The sequence below is a fragment of the Streptomyces odontomachicola genome, assembly GCF_039605595.1.
Classification (GTDB): Bacteria; Actinomycetota; Actinomycetes; order Streptomycetales; family Streptomycetaceae; genus Streptomyces.
In genome coordinates this window covers 267,007-282,689 of record NZ_JBCFOK010000002.1, presented here as the reverse complement: position 1 = coordinate 282,689, position 15,683 = coordinate 267,007, and the positions used below count along the sequence as shown (strand labels likewise).

The window sequence follows — 15,683 nt, the reverse complement described above, 5'->3', positions numbered from 1 at the left end:
GCGGAACGCCGTACATGGGCCTCGGCCGAAGAGGGCAAGAGACTGGGCATGCCCGGGGAACGGATCAGCGAGGGTTCGAGCACCGCCGAGGACACGAGGAGGGCTGGGCGACCGCGCACCGATCGGTGGGTGTTCGGCGTGACAGCACTGCTCACACTCGCCTTCATCGTGTGGAGTGCCTTCTTCCCCGAAGCGCTGTCGAGCGGCTCGGCCTCGCTGCTGTCCGGAGTGATGGAGGGGGGCGGCGGGTTCTTCACCTTCGCCATGGCCGGGGCGGTGCTCTTCGCGCTCTGGCTGGCCTGCAGCCGCTACGGGCGCATCCGTCTCGGACGGGATGGCGAGAAGCCGGAGTTCAGCACCACGCTCTGGATCGCGATGCTGTTCAGCGCGGGCATGGGAATGATGATGCTCTGGTACGGCGCCATCGAACCGCTCGCCCACTTCACCGACCCTCCGCCCGGCACGCCCGGCGCCGCAGCCCCCGAATCCGCGCGCATGGCCACGGCGTTGGCGACCAGCCTCCTCCACTGGACGCTGCAGCCGTGGGCGGTCTTCGCCGTGGTGGGTCTCGCCCTGGCGTACGGCACCCACCGGCGCGGCAGGCCGCTCGCCCTCAGCGCTGCCTTCACCCCTCTGATCGGCCGACGACTGGCCGGGGGCGTCCTCGGCAAGTGCCTCGACATCCTTGCGAGCCTCGCCATCCTCCTCGGCTCGGCGGCCGCACTCGGTATCGGCGTGCTCCAGATCGCCTCCAGCATGATCGTGGCCGACTGGACGCCGCACGTCGACGAGCTCCTCCTCGTCATGGTCATCGCGGTGCTGACCTTGGCGGTCGTCGCGTACTCCGTCTCAGGTGTGCGGAAGGGCATCCAGCGGCTGGCCAACATCAACATGGTCCTGGCCACACTGCTGGCCGTCTTCGTCCTGCTGGCGGGCCCCGCCCTCTCCGTCCTCGGGCTGCTGCCGACCTCGCTCGTCTCCTTCGTCGCCGAGCTGCCGCAGATGACGGCACGCGCGGCCTTCCGAACCGGAGGAGGGCGGGAGCTCCCCGCGTGGCTGGCCTCCTACACGATTTTCTACTGGACCCTGTGGCTGTCCTGGGCTCCGTTGATGGGCATGTTCCTCGCCCGCATCAGCCGCGGCCGCACCGTCCGCCAGTTCCTCGGCGGCGCGATCCTGGTGCCCAGCGCCGTGTGCCTGGTCTGGTTCACGGTCTTCGGCGGCACGGCGATGAAGCTGGAGAGCGACGGAGCGGGTATGGCCAAAGCAGCGAATGACGAAGGGCAGTTCTTCGAGCTGTTGCGGGCCTATCCGGCCACCGGCACGATGATCCTGCTGGTGTTGATCCTTCTGGGGGTCCTCTACGTCTCCAGCGCGCATGCCTCTTCCACCGTGCTGGCCACGCTCTCGCAGCACGGCGCCCGGCACCCTTCCCGGAGGATGGTGGCCTTCTGGGGCGTGCTGACCGGCGCGACCGCCGCGGTCCTCCTGCTGGTCGGCGGCGGGGGCGCCGAAACGCTGCAGAGCTTCAGGAATCTGACGGTCTTTCTCGCCCTCCCCTTCGTCGTGGTGATCGCGGCGATGTGCGCAGCGCTCCAACGCGACCTGCGCGCGGGCCCGTTGCTCAGCCCGGAGGGGCGGGCCGGGAACCAGACGGAGACGCAGCCCACGCCCCCGGAAGAAACACAGACCCCGCCCCACCTCCCCACCCCGCCCAGAAACTGGCTCACCCACCCCCGCACACGCCGCCCCACCCTCAGCACCGCCCTGCTGCTCAGCGGCGTGGTCTGCGCGGGCGGGCTCTGGTGGACCGTGGTCGCGCTCGGGCAGGGGGAGTTGACGGATCCCGACACCGCGGGCGTGCTGGGTTTCTGGCCGGGGCTGGCCGGTTCGGTGTGCGGGGGCTGGGGCCTGTGGGCCTCGGTACGCGGTCTGCGCGAGCAGCGCACCGCCGCTCTGGTCGCAGCGGAACTCGCGCAGCGGACGGTGTGGGTGGAGGGCGCCCAGTTCCGGCAGTTGCTGGGCGGCGGTCCCGCGAGCTCCGGCGGACGGATCGACCTCGCCTTCACGGCGCACCTCCCCGGCGGCGCCGAACAGCACGGACAGTCCGAGCAGCCCGGACAGCCCGGACAGGCGCGGCGGGGAACCCTGGAGGAGGTCACGGCGTTCTACCGGGGACTGCCGCCGGGGCGCGTACTCATCACAGGAACCCCCGCCCCCGCCTCGCGCGGCGACGACGCCGGGACCGGCAAGACCGTGCTCGCCCTCGCCCTGCTGCTGGGCCTGGCCGAGACGCGCGGCGCCGAGGACCCCGTGCCGGTGCGGCTCAGCGCCTCCTCCTGGCCGGGCGGCACCGTACGGGAGTGGCTGCACACGCAGTTGACCAGCGCGTATCGCCTCGGCGCCCGGGACGCCGAACTGCTCGTCGAGGCCGACCTCGTCCTGCCGGTCATCGACGGTCTTGACGAGCTGGACGCGGGAGGCGTTCCCGGCTACGGCTCGCGCGCCGCCGCCCTGCTGCGCGCCGTCGAACGCTTCGAGCGCGCGGGACGCGCCTGCCCCGTCGTCCTTACCTGCCGTCATGCGCACTACCAGGCCCTGGTGGACGCCGATGTCCAGCCGCACGGCCTCGTACGCCTCGCGCTGGCCCGCATCGACCCCGCCGGCGTGCGCGGCTATCTGGCCGAACGCGTCGCGGGCACCGACATCGGACGGGAACGCTGGCAGCCCGTCCTCGCCGCACTGGCGGAAGCCGCCGGAGCGAGCCACGACGACGAAGCCGTCCCGGACTCCACTCCCTCCACCTCCCTTGCCGCCGCGCTGGACACGCCCTGGCGCCTGAATCTGGCCGTCACCGTCTTCCAGGAGCGCACGGCCGAGGGCGAATACCGCCGCGATCCCGCCGAGTTGCTCACCCTCGCCGCCGAGGGGCGGCTGCACGGGCATCTGCTGGACCGGTACGTCGGTGCCGCCGTCTCCGCATCGCGGCACGGCACCGCCGACACCCCGCGCGGCGTGACCGGCACGGGCCGCCCGCCGCTGCTGGACGCCGGGCTCACGCGCCGCCGCCTCACCCTGCTCGCCCGCTATCTCGACGCCAACGCCGAGACCCCGTCACGCGCGGCGCGCACGGTCGCCGACCGGCCCCTGAGCAGCACGGATCTGGTGCTGCACGAGCTGTGGCCGCTGGCCGGGGAGCGCCGGGTGCGGTGGGTCGAGTGCGCGCTGTCCGTGCTGCTGGTCTTCGCCTCGCTCGCACCGCTGCTGCTGTTCGACGCCCACTACCTGATCGTGGCCGTGGGGCTGCTGCCCTTCGCCGTCCTCGGGGCGTGGCGCCGTACGTGGCCCCAGCCCCGGCGCATCGCCCTGCGGAGACTGCGTACCCACCGAGGTCTGCGCATGCTGGTGGCCGGCGTCGGCGTCGTGCTCGTGGGCGGCGCCGGGGCCGAGATCGGCGTGGAACTCGGGTATGTGCTGGTGCTCGGGACGCTGTTCGCCATGGCGCTCGTGGAGGGCGCGACGGTTCCCGGGAGCGACGATCCGGTGACCACTCCGCGCGAGCCGGTGCGCCGCGATCTGGCCGCCAGGCTGGTGGGAGGCGTGGGTACGGGGCTGGCCGCCGGTGTGGGCGCCGGGCTCACCGGCGGCACGGAGACCGGGTTCGCGCTCGGGCTCACCGTGATGGTCGTCTTCTGGATCGTGCTCGGGCTCACCGAGGGCGCGGATCGCGGGGAGGGCGGCGCAGGGGGCCATGCGGCGGTGCGGTATCTGGCGCTGCTGCTCTGCGCGCGCGGCCGGCTCCCCTGGCGGCTCGGCCGCTTCCTGGACGACTGCTACCGGCTGGGCATCCTGCGCGTCGCCGGTACGGCCTGGCAGTTCCGCCACCGCGAGCTCCAGGACCACTTGGCGTCCGGCCCCGCACGCTCCGGCTGACCCGCCCGCTCCCGCCTCTGCTGTCCTCCGCCGCGGACCGCGGGCGCCTGCCCCCCCGGGGGGGGTGGGCAGCGGGCACCTGCGGAGGCTTCGTACGGCGTACGCGGGAGGCGGGGGCGGACCCAACTGGGGTGGAATGCAGTGCTCTTGGAGATATGTCCGGGTGTCCCGTGGGGCGCTAGCTTCACCAGCGGTATCCATCGGAGCCCGGAGGGGACATGAGCTTCTTCAGCGCGGCGGACGGCACACGGCTGTACTACAAGGACTGGGGCGAGGGCCGTCCCGTGGTGTTCAGCCACGGATGGCCGCTGCACGCGGACGCCTGGGACAACCAGATGCGGCTGGTGGCGGAGAGCGGCTTCCGCGCCGTGGCGCACGACCGCCGCGGGCACGGGCGCTCCGAACAGCCCTGGCAGGGCAACGACATGGACACCTACGCCGACGACCTCGCCGCACTGCTCGACACCCTCGGGCTGGAGGACGCCGTGCTGGTCGGGCACTCCACGGGCGGCGGCGAAGTGGTCCGCTATCTGGGGCGGCACGGCACAGCGCGGGTGGCAAAGGCGGTGCTGCTGGGTGCCGTTCCGCCGCTGATGCTCAGGACTCCGGACAACCCGGAGGGCACGCCGCGCGAGGTGTTCGACGGCATCAGGGAGGGGGTACGGCTCAGCCGCTCGCAGTACTACCGGGAGTTGAGCGTGGTCTTCTACGGCGCCGACCAGCCGGGCTCCACCGTTCCGCAGGGGACGCTGGACGCGTTCTGGCTGATGAGCATGGCCTGCGGGGCGAAGGCGGCGTACGACTGCGTCGCGCAGTTCTCGGAGACCGACTTCACGGAGGACCTGCGGAGCATCGACGTGCCCCTCCTCATCGCCCACGGCGAGGAGGACCGGATCGTGCCGGTCGCGGCCTCGGCCCCCAAGGCAGCGCACCTGGTCAAGGACGCCCAGCTCAAGCTGTACCCGGGCGCCCCGCACGGCCTCACCGGCGACTTCGAGGAGGCCTTCGACGCGGACCTGCTGACGTTCCTGCGCGGCTGAGGCCGCACATCCCGCCCCCAACGCCGCGCTCAGTCCGGCCGCACCGCACGGTCGAAGAGCTCGGCCAGTTCCCCGGCGCACGCGTCGGGCTCGGCCCCCGCGGCGAGCGGCTCGTACATGCCGTCCAGCGCCGCGCGCAGTGCCGTCGCCGTCACGCGGGGGTCGCAGGGCCGGAACTCCCCGGTCCTGCTCCCCTCCGCGAAGAGCCCGGTGAGCCGGTCCAGCGCCTCGGCGTGCGGCTGCGCCCATGCCTCGCCGCCGTTGACGATGAGCTGCTGGAGGGCCCGCATCTGCGCCAGGTGGTCCGCCATGAAGCGCACGTTCGCGCGGATGAAGGCGGACAGGGTCGCGCGGGCCCCTTCGGCCTCGTCCAGCGCGGGCCGGGTGAACTCCTCCGCCTCGGCGACGACTTGGCCGGCGATCGCCGCGTACAGCTCCTCCTTGCCGGAGAAGTGATAGGTGATCAGCCGCTTGCTGGAGAGCCCGGCCCGGCGGCAGATGGCGTCGAAGGTGGTGGCCTGGTACCCGCGCTCGGCCAGCAGGCCCACGGCGGCCCGGATGATCTGATCCCTGCGGGCCGTGGTCGCCTCGCGGCGGGGGGTGGCGCTCATGGCGGTGCTGCTCCTCATCGGGACGGTTCTCGGTCGCGGGGCGGTTCTCGGACGCGGGGCGGTTCTTCGGCGGGACAGCCCTCCGGCGCGGCGCCGGGCCGCATTCACCGGGGCACCGGCGCGCCCTTGCGGTAGGCCCGCCGTACGTCGGCGCGCCCCAGCACGACCGCCGCGGCCGCCAGCAGTATCCCGATCACAGCCTGCTCGGCCTTCATCCACCCGGGGAAGCCGTCGTGCGGCAGCGCCACCAGGGCCGCGGCCGCGACGGGTCCGGCCGCGGTCATGATCCGCATCCGCAGATAGGCGCCGCGGCTGCCCAGGAAGGCCCGCCGCGCCAGTGCGACGAGGACCCCGGCGAGGACCGTGACGATCACGCCGCGAACCCAGACGGCGTCGCTTCCGCCGAGGACCGCCGCGACGCCGAGCGCGGCGAGCGAGAGCGCCAGTACGGCGAGGAAGAGCGCGCGGAGACGTACGTACACGGAGTTATCCATGCGGATAACTTTATCCGGATGGATAACTCTGGCAAGCCCTCCGGCGCACGAACCCGGCCGCGGCAAGGGACCGCAAGGTGCCCGCAAGGGTGCCCGCAGGGGATGTGAGGAAGGCCACGGTTCGGTTTGAGACAGCGGACCGGGGGCAGGGGCGCGTGCGGCCCGGACCGCGATGTCCGGTCAGGCGCCCCCGCGAGGGAGGCGTTTCTCCCGGTACGCCCCGCATGACGTATGGCCTGGCAGCCGTGCGGCATGCAGTGCGTACCGAATCCGGCCACAGGGGAGAGGGGCCGGTTCTGTCCGCTCGACCGGAGAGGTGTATGTGTCAAAACTGAAAGCCGAGAGGCTGTACAAGGTCTTCGGCAAGAGAGCCGGTGACGCGGTGTCCCGGCTCGAGGCCGGAACCGAGCGGGACGAGCTGCGTGCCGAAGGCACGACCGCGGCCGTCGTCGACGCCTCCTTCGAGGTCGAAGAGGGCGAGATATTCGTCGTCATGGGACTCTCCGGATCCGGGAAGTCCACCCTCCTGCGCATGCTGAACGGTCTGCTCGACCCCACCTCGGGCCGGGTCTCCGTTGACGGCCAGGACCTCACCGCGTTGAGCCCCCGCGCGCTCCGCCAGGTCCGTTCGCAGAAGATCAGCATGGTGTTCCAGCACTTCGCGCTCTTCCCCCACCGCAGCGTGCTGCAGAACGCCGCCTACGGCCTGGAGGTCCAGGGCGTGCCCCGCGCCGAGCGGGAGGAGCGCGCCACCCGCGCGCTCGAACTCGCCGGGCTCAAGGGCTGGGAGAAGTCCTGGCCGGACGAGCTGTCCGGCGGCATGCAGCAGCGCGTCGGCCTGGCACGCGCGCTGGCGACCGACGCCGAACTGCTGCTCATGGACGAGTCGTTCAGCGCGCTCGACCCGCTGATCCGGCGCGACATGCAGGACCAGCTCATCGAGCTCCAGAAGGAGCTCAAGAAGACCATCGTCTTCATCACCCACGACCTCAACGAGGCCATGCGCCTGGGCGACCGGATCGCGGTCATGCGCGACGGCCGCATCGTGCAGAACGGCACCGCCGAGGACATCCTCGTCCGCCCGGCCAACGACTACGTCGCGTCCTTCATCCAGGACGTCGACCGCTCCCGCGTGCTGACCGCGGGCGCCGTGATGGAGCGGCCCGCACCCGGCCAGGACGCAGCGGAGATCCTCACCTCCGCGCCCGCCAGGGTCGCCAAGGACACGCCGCTGTACGAACTGTTCGCACCGTGCGCCGGGAGCTCCGTGCCGGTCGCCGTGCTCGACGGCAAGGGCCAGCTCGCCGGGACCGTCACCACCGAGCGGCTGCTGTCCGTACTCGGCGACCCCGCGCCCGAGCAGGCCGCGGCCGTGAGCGGCGGAACGGCCGGGGCCGTGCCGTCGCAGCCGGGTCCGCAGTCCGCGAAGGGTGCAGCACAGGGAGAAGAGGTGAACTCCCGTGCCTAGACTGGAACTCGGGACCTGGATCAACACCGGCGTCAACTGGCTCCGGGACCACATCGCCTGGTTCTTCGACTTCGTGAAGATGCTCGTCCAGGGCATGTACGACGGCCTGGAGGGCTTCCTCGGGGCGCCCGAACCCCTGCTGCTCGCGGGCGTGTTCGCGGTCATCGCGTGGTGGCTGCGCGGGTTCCTGCCCGCGCTGCTCGTCTTCGCCGGCTTCTCGCTGATCATCTCCATCGAGCAGTGGGACGCCGCGATGGAGTCCCTGTCGCTGGTGCTCGTCTCCGCCGCGATCAGCCTGGTCATCGCCATCCCGCTGGGCATCTGGGCCTCCCGCAACCGCGCGGTCAGCGCGCTGCTGCGGCCCGTGCTCGACTTCATGCAGACGATGCCCGCGATGGTCTACCTGATCCCCGGCATCTTCTTCTTCGGCGTCGGCGTGGTGCCCGGCATGGTCGCCACCGTCGTCTTCTCCATGCCCCCGGCCGTCCGCATGGCCGAGCTGGGCATCCGGCAGGTGGACAAGGAGCTCGTGGAGGCGGCCGACGCGTTCGGCACCCCGCCGCGGCGCACCCTCTTCGGCGTGCAGATCCCCCTGGCGCTGCCGACGATCATGGCGGGCGTCAACCAGACGATCATGCTCGCGCTGTCCATGGTCGTCATCGCCGGCATGGTCGGCGGCGGCGGCCTCGGCTCCACGATCTACGACTCGATCAGCTCCAACGACCTTCCGCTGGGCTTCGAGGGCGGCATCGCCGTGGTCATCCTCGCCATGTACCTGGACCGGATGATCTCCGCGCTCAACCAGCGCGTGTCCGCGCTGGGCCGCCGCAGCCTCGCCAAGGAGCGCGCCACCGCGAGCGCCGGCGCCCGCTTCCTGCACTGGAAGCCCGCGACCTCGCTGGCCTCGGTCGGCTTCCTCGTGGTCGGCGGCTTCGCCTGGGTCCCGCCGCTGATGCACAGCGACGGCAAGCAGGGCGCGACGGTCAACATCGGCTACGTCAACTGGGACGAGGGCACCTCCACCACGTACCTGTGGAAGGAGGTCCTGGAGCAGCGCGGCTACAAGCCCGAGGTCCAGTCGTACGAGGCCGGCGCGCTCTACGCGGGCCAGGCGCGCGGCGACATCGACGTGCAGACCAACTCCTGGCTGCCGGTGACGCACGAGCAGTACTGGAAGAAGTACAAGAAGGACCTCGAGGACTTCGGCGCCTGGTACGACAAGACCTCCCTCGAGGTCGCGGTGCCCAAGTACGTGAAGGGCGTCAAGTCGCTGGAGGACCTGCCGGCGCAGGCGGGCAAGTTCAAGAACCGCATGGTCGGCATCGAGCCGGGCGCGGGCGAGACCGACATCTACAAGAAGCAGGTCGCGCCGAAGTACGGGCTCTCCGGCAAGTACAAGCTCGTGACCAGCAACACCGCGTCGATGCTGGCCGAGCTGGACCGCGCCTACCGCAAGCACGAGCCGATCGCGGTCACGCTGTGGTCGCCGCACTGGGCGTACGACAAGTTCGACCTCACCAAGCTCAAGGACCCCAAGGGCGCCTTCGGCAGCGGTGACGGCATCCACATGCTCGGCCGCAAGGGCTTCGCGAAGGAGCAGCCCGAGGTCGCGAACTGGATGAAGAACTTCCACCTCAACGAGAAGCAGCTCACCAGCCTGGAGAACGCCGTCCGCAGCGCGGGCAAGGGCCATGAGCAGGAGGGCGTCCGCGCCTGGCTCAAGAAGAACCCGGGCATGGTCGACAAGATCGCCCCCAAGGGCAAGCAGCAGGGCAAGCCGAAGGCGGCGGGGGCCGAGCGGGTTCCGGCCCGCGAGGAGGACGCGGCGCCTCACGCCGCGCCCGTCGCCTGACCGGGCGCCCCTCCCCCGGCGCGGGTCCGCGAGGGCCCGCGCCGGGGCCCTGACCGACTCCGGCGGTCCTGTGGCCTGCGGTCACGGGACCTTCGGCACCTACCAGAGACCGCGTGCGCGGCGGATCGTGGAAGCACGACGGACCGCGCGCAGCGCACGCAAGAGAGAAGCACGCCATGACGCACGTCTCCCCCTCCGAGACCTCCGGGAAGAAGACCTCGCAGCGCCACGGCCTGTGGGCCCGCGTCCGCGACGTCGTCGGCCCCGGGCACACCCCGCGCCGCGACGACCGCGAGGCCGCGGCGCTCTCCCGGGCACGCGAGGTGCGCGAGGCCCGCATCTCCCGCTGCCGCGAGCGGCGCGCGAACGCCGCGATCTGACCGGTCGCACGACGACAGGGCCCGCCGCCGGAGCGCCTTCCGGCGGCGGGTACCGTTGAGTAAGCGGCGTCTCCATCACGGGAGTTCGCCGCGCGGCGGTGGGGCTCGCCGCACCCGAACCGCGGCACAGGACGCCGCCAACGGTCCCTGCTGACGAGAGAGCGCCCGTCGAGGGCGCCCTGTGAGTAGGAGACGTGTCCCCATGGGAGCTCCGTACGCCCACGTGGCCGAACCCGCCGATTCCGGTGCCGCTTCCCCCGCCGGGCCCGGAACCGAGCCGTCAGACCCCGCACCGCGACCGGCCCCTGCCCGCGGGCAGGGGACCGTGATCGCCGCCGTGTCCCTCGGCGGAGCGCTCGGCGCGGCTGCGCGTTACGGCGCCTCGCTGCTCTGGCCCGCCTCCCCCGGCGCCTTCCCCTGGACGACGCTGTGGGTGAACGGCATCGGCTGCGCCGTGCTCGGCGCCTTCCTCGTGGTGATCACCGAGGCGCGGTCGCCGCACCACCTCCTCCGGCCCTTCTTCGGTACGGGGGTGCTGGGCGGTTTCACCACCTTCTCCACGTACGCCGTCGACGTCGGGCGCCTGGCGCAGGGCGGGTCGGCGCGTACCGCACTGGCGTATCTGCTGCTCACACTGCTGGTGGCGCTGGCGGCCGTGACCGCTGCGGCGACGGTGACCCGCCGCGTGCTGGCCAGGGGGCGTGCCGCGTGAACTGGCTGCTCGTCCTCGCGGGCGGGGCGATCGGCGCGCCGCTGCGGTATCTGACCGACCGGGCCGTGCAGCAGCGGCACGACAGCGCGTTCCCCTGGGGCACCCTCGTGGTGAACGTGGCCGCCTGCCTGGTCCTGGGCGCGCTCACCGGCGCGGTCACGGCGGGCGCCGTCACCTCCCCCGTACGCCTCTTCCTCGGCGCGGGCCTGTGCGGCGCCCTCTCCACGTACTCGACCTTCTCCTACGAGACGCTGCGCCTGGCCGAGTCCGGAGCACGCCTCTTCGCCGCCCTGAACGTGACCGCGACCGTCCTGGCCGGCCTGGGCGCGGCCTTCGCGGGAGCGGCGACAGCCCAGGCGGTGTGGAGCTAGCTTCCGCCGGACGCACTGTCGCCGCGCACAAGGGAGTTGAGAGTACGGGGCTCAGAGCCAGCGCCGTGCCGCCTCGACGCTGTCCCCGATACCGGTGTTGAACGCGAGGGCGGCCTGGGGCGCATGACGGCGGGTCAGGTTCAGTACCTGCTCGAACAGCGGAAGCAGCTCCTCCGTCTTGCGGATCCCGCCGCCGACGACCACGACGTCCCACGCGCGCTCGCTCAACGCGGCCGCGAGCACTCCCTCGGCCGAGCCGTCCCACACGACGAGTACCGAGCCCGCCTCGATGCCGTGCTCGGCGAACCGCTTCAACTCCGCGTCGAGTGCCGCGTTCAGCGCTGCCGCGTCGTGGCCGGGTAACGCGTCGGGGTCGTAGCCCACGAGAAGCGCGGAAGACATGCGCACAAGCTAGCGGGTCGCCGGTGAATGCGCGCCGCCCTCAGACGTGACCCGTGCCAGTCCCGGTCCCGGTCCCTGTGCCGGTGGCCATGGCTACCAGTGGGGCCACCGTGAAGCCCGTGCCGACCACCATGCATACGCGGATCCTGGCGCGGCGTTCCGATGTCACGTCGATGCGGGCCGTCTTGGGCTGTCCGGGGAGGTGGACCACGGGGATCTCGCGTCCGACCGGCCAGTGCACGGTGCGGTTGGAGGTGGCCTTGAGTTCGCCGGGGTTCCCGTCGGCGTCGACGTACTCCACCATCGCGAACATGGACCTCGTGCGGTGCCCCGGCTTTCCCGCGTTACCGGGCCCGCCCCGTACGTGCCGGGCCACGGTCCCCTGGACGCGGACGCCCTTGAGCCGCAGCCACCGCTCCAGCCGTATCTCGCGGACGCCGACTCCCAGCGCCACGGGCCCGATCAGCAACAGGATGATCCAAACGAGCACCGGTACCTCCGTCTTGCCACTGCGTGCGTGCTGCCACGGGCCGCTCCGCCCGCGCCTCGTACAGGGCAACCCACGCTATCCATCCGCTCCCGTGGGCCCCGGGGGAGGTCGTCCGTGACCCCTTCCGCGGTTCCATCGGGCCCTCCGGCGGCCCGGATCCGCGCGTGATGCGGGCGCGATGCGGACGGAATCTGGCCCTCAGGGCCGGAATTCTCGGGAAACCGCTGGTAATTGGGCCCGGGAGAGGGTGAGGATGGCCGCCGCGAACCTCGTAAGAGAAGGCAAGGAGGGGTGCCTCATGGCCGTTCCCGCACTGACTCCCCAGGCGCGTGCCGACGCCCTGGCGAAGGCCGCCGCCGTGCGCAAGGAGCGCGCGACGGTGCTCAACAAGCTCAAGGACGGGAAGGTGTCGCTCAAGGAGGTGCTGGAGCGCGACGACCAGGTGGTCGGCAAGACGCCGGTGCGCCGCCTGCTGGAGTCGCTTCCCGGCATCGGCAAGGTGCGTGCCGGACAGCTCCTTGAGGACCTCAAGATCGCCGAGAGCCGCCGCATCCAGGGCCTCGGTGCCCGTCAGAAGGAGCGGCTGCTGGAGATCTTCCCGCCGCAGTCCTGACCGTCCTCGCCCCGCCGGGTGCGGGGCGAGGCGCGGCGCCCCCACGACAGGGCGCCGGCCGCGTACGGTCAAGCACCCACGTAGGGCCAGCCGCCCACGTACGGTCAGCCGGTCTTCTGCTCGCCGTCCCGCCTGCGCACGATCTCGGTGATCCAGGTCGGCGCGTACGGGGACGTGCAGCCCGGTGAGGTCGGATAGTCCTTGAGCACCTCCAGGCGCTCGCCGACGGCGAGGGCGCGGGCCCGGTGCTCCGGGTGCTCGATGCCGATCTGCGCGAGGCAGTGGTTCATCGCCCACTGCAGGCGGTCCGGTGCGTCCTTCAGGCGCGCCTCGATGACGTCGAGCAGCCCGGCGAGGTCGAGCCCCGCCGGCTTCTTCGCCACGCGTTCGGTGGTCAGCGCCCATCCGGCGGCCGCGACGTCCGGGTCCGCGTCGGCCATCCAGGACACCCGCAGCTCCTCGGCGTGCGGGCTCTTCTTCACCGCGTAGTTCACGAGCCAGTCGTGGACCTTGGGTGTGCGCGCCTCGCGCAGCATCGCGTCCAGCTCGTCGCGCTCGAACGCCTTGGGGCGGCAGATCAGCATCGCCAGCAGCCTGGCCGCCGAGTCCCCCGTCGCCCACAGCTCGCGCGCGAGATCCTGCTGTGTCTTGAGCCGCTTGGCGAGCGCGCGCAGCTTGGTGAGGTTCACGGCGTGGTCGTCGCCGTGCCGCTCGTTCACCGCGCGCGTCTTCGCGTCCTCCAGTGCGGCCAGCTCGGCCCTCACTTCACCCAGCGCCGTACCGGCCACCGCAGCCTCCTGCCCCTCGCTCACGAAATCCCAGCGTACGACGGGGACAGAGGTCCCTCATGTGTGCCCGCCGCCCGTGGGCGTCCGGCTCAGGTGTAGCCGGGCATCTGCTGGAGCCGGAACTCCTCCCAGTACAGCTCCTCCAGCCGCATGCGCTCGGCCTTCGCCTCCTCGGCCTCGCGCTCGGCCGCCGTCAGCGCGTCGTCCGCCCCCTCGGAGCCCGCCGACTCCTGCGCGCGGCGCATCGCCTCCTGCTCGCGCTCCCGCGCGTCGTGCCACGCGTGGAGAAGCGATTCGAGCGTCGGTCGTGAATCGAGCATCACGCCACCTCCTGACCCTCGTCACCTTCCACCGTACGTCGCCGCGCACCGTTCCAGGATCGACAGGCAAGCACAGACTTGCCTATGGTGAGTACGTGGCCGACGACCTGTTCAAAGCGCTGGCCGATCCCACCCGCCGGACCATCCTCGACGAGCTGACGCTCAAGTCGGGACAGACACTGTTCGAGATCTGCACGCGACTGACGATGAAGCACCGGCTGAACCTCTCGCGCCAGGGCGTCTCCCAGCACCTCGCCGTGCTGGAGGCCGCCGGGCTCGTCGAGACCAGGCGGGAAGGCCGCTACAAGTACCACGACATCGACACCGCCCCGCTGCGGCAGATCGCCGAGCGCTGGACGGCGCCAGAAACCCCAGAACCGCCAGACCCCTCAGAACCGGAGGAGAGCTCCCCATGAGGATCAACATGACCAGCGTGTTCGTCGACGACCAGGCGAAGGCCGCGCACTTCTACACCGAGGTCCTCGGCTTCCAGAAGAAGCACGACATCGACCTGGGCGAGGCGCGCTGGCTCACCGTCGTCTCCCCCGAGAACCCCTCGGGCACCGAGCTGCTGCTGGAGCCCTCGGGACACCCCGCGGTCCAGCCGTACCGCGACGCGCTGATCGCCGACGGCATCCCGCTGGCCCAGTTCGCCGTGGACGACGTGCACGCCGAGTACGAGCGGCTGCGCGGCCTCGGTGTGCACTTCACCCAGGAGCCCCTGGAGATGGGTCCCGTCACGACCGCGGTGCTCGACGACACCTGCGGCAACCTGATCCAGATCGCGACGGAGGCGGAGTAACGCCACGGGGGTCAGCGGTCCTCCGTACGTGCGCCGCACCCCGTACGCGCGTCGTGACCGGCGCAGGAGTCGTGCCCCGCACACACAGTGCCCGGTGGAAAACCGCTACCGCGGCGGGCGGGTGCGGCGGAGACTCATCGCATGGCTGATATGGCGGCGTTCCGTGCGGCGGTTCTGGCGTGGGCGGCCGGCGGGCCGGGGGACCCCGCGCGCGAGCTGGCCGCCCGGCTTCCCGTCCGTACGGCCGTCCTCCTCGAAGGGCTCAGCGACGCGGCCGCCGTCGACGCGCTGGCCGAGCGGCGCGGCCGGGACCTGGCGGCCGAGGGCGTGTGCGTCCTGCCGATGGGCGGGGCGATGGGCGTCGGGCGCTTCGCAGGACTCCTCGGCCCGCCCGGACTGGGCCTGCGGCTCGCCGGGCTGTGCGACGAGGCGGAGCGCGGCTACTACGTACGCGGCTGGGAGCGTGCCCTCCTCGCGCCGCCGCACGACTTCTTCGTCTGCTCCGCCGACCTGGAGGAGGAGCTGATCCGCGCGCTCGGCACGGACCGGGTGCGCGCTCTCCTCCGGGAGCACGGCGACGAGCGCGCCCTGCGCATCTTCCTGCGCCAGCCCGCGCAGCAGGGGCGCGGCGCCGAGCGGCAGATGCGGCGCTTCCTCGGTACGAAGAAGGGGCGCAAGATCCGTTACGGGCGCCTCCTGGTCGAGGCGCTGGACCCCGACCGCGTACCGGCGCCGTTGGACGGGCTGCTCAACAGCCTCTGACCGGGCCCCATCCGGGAGATCAGCGCTGAACTCCGCGATCCGCGCGATGGTCCCCTCGGTGCTCTCGAAGAGGTGCGCCCGCATTCCCGCCGTACGGGCGGCGCGCACATTGCGCTCGACGTCGTCCACGAACAGGCAGTCATCCGGGGCCACTTCGAGACGGTCGCAGGCCAGGGCGTAGGCGCGGGGGTCGGGCTTGCGCAGGCCGGTCTCGTGCGAGTAGAGGATCTGCTCGGCCAGCGCGTCGAAGCCGTACCGCGCGGCCTCCCGCTCCCGCGCGCCCACGAAGCTGTTGCTCAGCAGGGCCACCCGGCAGCGCGGGGGCAGCCCCCGTACGTACGCGATCAGCTCCTCGTTCGCGCTGCCCAGGTACTCGGCCCACAGGTCGCCCATGAAGTCCTCGACCCGCGCCGCGTCCAACTCCAGCCGCACGCCGACCAGTCGGCGCACCTGCTCCTCACTGAGCGCCCCCACTTCCCCGTCCTCCCACACATCCGCCAGCAGCCGCCCCACGCTCCCCGCGGCCAGCCCCAACCGCGCCTCCCAGCGCCCCGTCCACCCGGTGGCGGGCGTGAGTTCCAGCACCCCGCCGATATCGAGAATCACGCACCGCACACCCAGCTCCCTTGCCTCGCCCGTCGACCG

16 protein-coding genes and 2 pseudogenes are annotated in these 15,683 nt (G+C 71.9%); 11 read left to right on the top strand and 7 right to left on the bottom strand.

Annotated elements, in window-relative coordinates; translation table 11 throughout:
- Positions 1-138: 138 nt before the first annotated feature.
- Both ABEE00_RS04055 and ABEE00_RS04050 read left to right on the top strand, forming a co-directional pair.
- Complete coding sequence (locus tag ABEE00_RS04055; RefSeq protein WP_345743813.1) at positions 139-3,933, top strand: BCCT family transporter; 3,795 nt, start codon at positions 139-141, stop codon at positions 3,931-3,933.
- 218 nt (positions 3,934-4,151) lie between these two features.
- On the top strand, positions 4,152-4,973 hold the full coding sequence (locus ABEE00_RS04050) for an alpha/beta fold hydrolase (RefSeq protein WP_345743812.1): 822 nt from the start codon (positions 4,152-4,154) through the stop codon (positions 4,971-4,973).
- 29 nt (positions 4,974-5,002) lie between these two features.
- Here the strand turns inward: ABEE00_RS04050 and ABEE00_RS04045 are convergent, their stop codons facing one another.
- Positions 5,003-5,584 (bottom strand): TetR/AcrR family transcriptional regulator, encoded by a 582-nt coding sequence (locus tag ABEE00_RS04045; RefSeq protein WP_345743811.1) that lies wholly within the window; start codon positions 5,582-5,584, stop codon positions 5,003-5,005.
- 104 nt (positions 5,585-5,688) lie between these two features.
- The gene (locus tag ABEE00_RS04040) at positions 5,689-6,078 is read right to left on the bottom strand and encodes a hypothetical protein (RefSeq protein ID WP_345743810.1); all 390 of its coding nucleotides are present in this window, start codon (positions 6,076-6,078) and stop codon (positions 5,689-5,691) included.
- 322 nt (positions 6,079-6,400) lie between these two features.
- On the opposite strand from ABEE00_RS04040, the gene ABEE00_RS04035 reads away from it, so the two are divergent.
- From ABEE00_RS04035 to ABEE00_RS04015, 5 genes and pseudogenes are all read left to right on the top strand, one after another.
- The gene (locus ABEE00_RS04035; RefSeq protein WP_345743809.1) at positions 6,401-7,546 is read left to right on the top strand and encodes a quaternary amine ABC transporter ATP-binding protein; all 1,146 of its coding nucleotides are present in this window, start codon (positions 6,401-6,403) and stop codon (positions 7,544-7,546) included.
- Positions 7,539-9,350, top strand: a pseudogene (locus ABEE00_RS04030) (ABC transporter permease/substrate binding protein); the annotation flags it as partial. The gene ABEE00_RS04035 and the pseudogene ABEE00_RS04030, both read left to right, overlap by 8 nt.
- 224 nt (positions 9,351-9,574) lie before the next feature.
- The gene (locus tag ABEE00_RS04025; protein WP_345743808.1) at positions 9,575-9,778 is read left to right on the top strand and encodes a hypothetical protein; all 204 of its coding nucleotides are present in this window, start codon (positions 9,575-9,577) and stop codon (positions 9,776-9,778) included.
- Between the two features lie 202 nt (positions 9,779-9,980).
- Positions 9,981-10,490 (top strand): FluC/FEX family fluoride channel, encoded by a 510-nt coding sequence (locus ABEE00_RS04020; RefSeq protein WP_345743807.1) that lies wholly within the window; start codon positions 9,981-9,983, stop codon positions 10,488-10,490.
- Entirely contained in the window at positions 10,487-10,861 is a 375-nt protein-coding gene (locus tag ABEE00_RS04015) for a fluoride efflux transporter FluC (RefSeq protein ID WP_345743806.1), read from the top strand. Before ABEE00_RS04020 ends, ABEE00_RS04015 begins: the two co-directional genes overlap by 4 nt.
- Positions 10,862-10,912: 51 nt before the next feature.
- Here ABEE00_RS04015 and ABEE00_RS04010 read toward each other — a convergent pair whose 3' ends face one another.
- The gene (locus ABEE00_RS04010; RefSeq protein WP_345743805.1) at positions 10,913-11,263 is read right to left on the bottom strand and encodes a hypothetical protein; all 351 of its coding nucleotides are present in this window, start codon (positions 11,261-11,263) and stop codon (positions 10,913-10,915) included.
- 40 nt (positions 11,264-11,303) lie between these two features.
- Complete coding sequence (locus tag ABEE00_RS04005; protein ID WP_345743804.1) at positions 11,304-11,753, bottom strand: DUF3592 domain-containing protein; 450 nt, start codon at positions 11,751-11,753, stop codon at positions 11,304-11,306.
- 298 nt (positions 11,754-12,051) lie between these two features.
- Between ABEE00_RS04005 and mihF the strand changes: the two genes are divergently transcribed.
- Complete coding sequence (gene mihF, locus ABEE00_RS04000) at positions 12,052-12,366, top strand: integration host factor, actinobacterial type (protein WP_345743803.1); 315 nt, start codon at positions 12,052-12,054, stop codon at positions 12,364-12,366.
- Between the two features lie 104 nt (positions 12,367-12,470).
- Here mihF and ABEE00_RS03995 read toward each other — a convergent pair whose 3' ends face one another.
- Both ABEE00_RS03995 and ABEE00_RS03990 read right to left on the bottom strand, forming a co-directional pair.
- Positions 12,471-13,154: a DNA alkylation repair protein gene (locus ABEE00_RS03995; RefSeq protein ID WP_345744062.1), complete on the bottom strand. Its 684-nt coding sequence runs from the start codon at positions 13,152-13,154 to the stop codon at positions 12,471-12,473.
- A gap of 89 nt (positions 13,155-13,243) precedes the next feature.
- The gene (locus ABEE00_RS03990; RefSeq protein WP_345743802.1) at positions 13,244-13,474 is read right to left on the bottom strand and encodes a hypothetical protein; all 231 of its coding nucleotides are present in this window, start codon (positions 13,472-13,474) and stop codon (positions 13,244-13,246) included.
- Between the two features lie 95 nt (positions 13,475-13,569).
- On the opposite strand from ABEE00_RS03990, the gene ABEE00_RS03985 reads away from it, so the two are divergent.
- The 3 genes from ABEE00_RS03985 (at position 13,570) to ABEE00_RS03975 (ending at position 15,038) form a co-directional block, all read left to right on the top strand.
- Complete coding sequence (locus ABEE00_RS03985; protein ID WP_345743801.1) at positions 13,570-13,890, top strand: ArsR/SmtB family transcription factor; 321 nt, start codon at positions 13,570-13,572, stop codon at positions 13,888-13,890.
- Positions 13,887-14,276, top strand: a complete 390-nt coding sequence (locus ABEE00_RS03980; RefSeq protein ID WP_345743800.1) for a VOC family protein — start codon at positions 13,887-13,889, stop codon at positions 14,274-14,276. Before ABEE00_RS03985 ends, ABEE00_RS03980 begins: the two co-directional genes overlap by 4 nt.
- A 141-nt stretch (positions 14,277-14,417) precedes the next feature.
- Positions 14,418-15,038: a TOPRIM nucleotidyl transferase/hydrolase domain-containing protein gene (locus tag ABEE00_RS03975; protein WP_345743799.1), complete on the top strand. Its 621-nt coding sequence runs from the start codon at positions 14,418-14,420 to the stop codon at positions 15,036-15,038.
- Positions 15,039-15,071: 33 nt separating this feature from the next.
- On the opposite strand, the pseudogene ABEE00_RS03970 reads toward ABEE00_RS03975, so the two are convergent.
- Positions 15,072-15,659, bottom strand: a pseudogene (locus ABEE00_RS03970) (HAD family hydrolase); the annotation flags it as partial.
- Positions 15,660-15,683: the final 24 nt, after the last annotated feature.

Coding starts and splice junctions, on each gene's coding strand:
- ABEE00_RS04050 (WP_345743812.1), top strand. CDS start 4,152: ATGAGCTTCTTCAGCGCGGCGGACGGCACACGGCTGTACTACAAGGAC.
- ABEE00_RS04045 (WP_345743811.1), bottom strand. CDS start 5,584: ATGAGCGCCACCCCCCGCCGCGAGGCGACCACGGCCCGCAGGGATCAG.
- ABEE00_RS04040 (WP_345743810.1), bottom strand. CDS start 6,078: ATGGATAACTCCGTGTACGTACGTCTCCGCGCGCTCTTCCTCGCCGTA.
- ABEE00_RS04025 (WP_345743808.1), top strand. CDS start 9,575: ATGACGCACGTCTCCCCCTCCGAGACCTCCGGGAAGAAGACCTCGCAG.
- ABEE00_RS04020 (WP_345743807.1), top strand. CDS start 9,981: ATGGGAGCTCCGTACGCCCACGTGGCCGAACCCGCCGATTCCGGTGCC.
- ABEE00_RS04010 (WP_345743805.1), bottom strand. CDS start 11,263: ATGTCTTCCGCGCTTCTCGTGGGCTACGACCCCGACGCGTTACCCGGC.
- mihF (WP_345743803.1), top strand. CDS start 12,052: ATGGCCGTTCCCGCACTGACTCCCCAGGCGCGTGCCGACGCCCTGGCG.
- ABEE00_RS03990 (WP_345743802.1), bottom strand. CDS start 13,474: ATGCTCGATTCACGACCGACGCTCGAATCGCTTCTCCACGCGTGGCAC.
- ABEE00_RS03980 (WP_345743800.1), top strand. CDS start 13,887: ATGAGGATCAACATGACCAGCGTGTTCGTCGACGACCAGGCGAAGGCC.
- ABEE00_RS03975 (WP_345743799.1), top strand. CDS start 14,418: ATGGCTGATATGGCGGCGTTCCGTGCGGCGGTTCTGGCGTGGGCGGCC.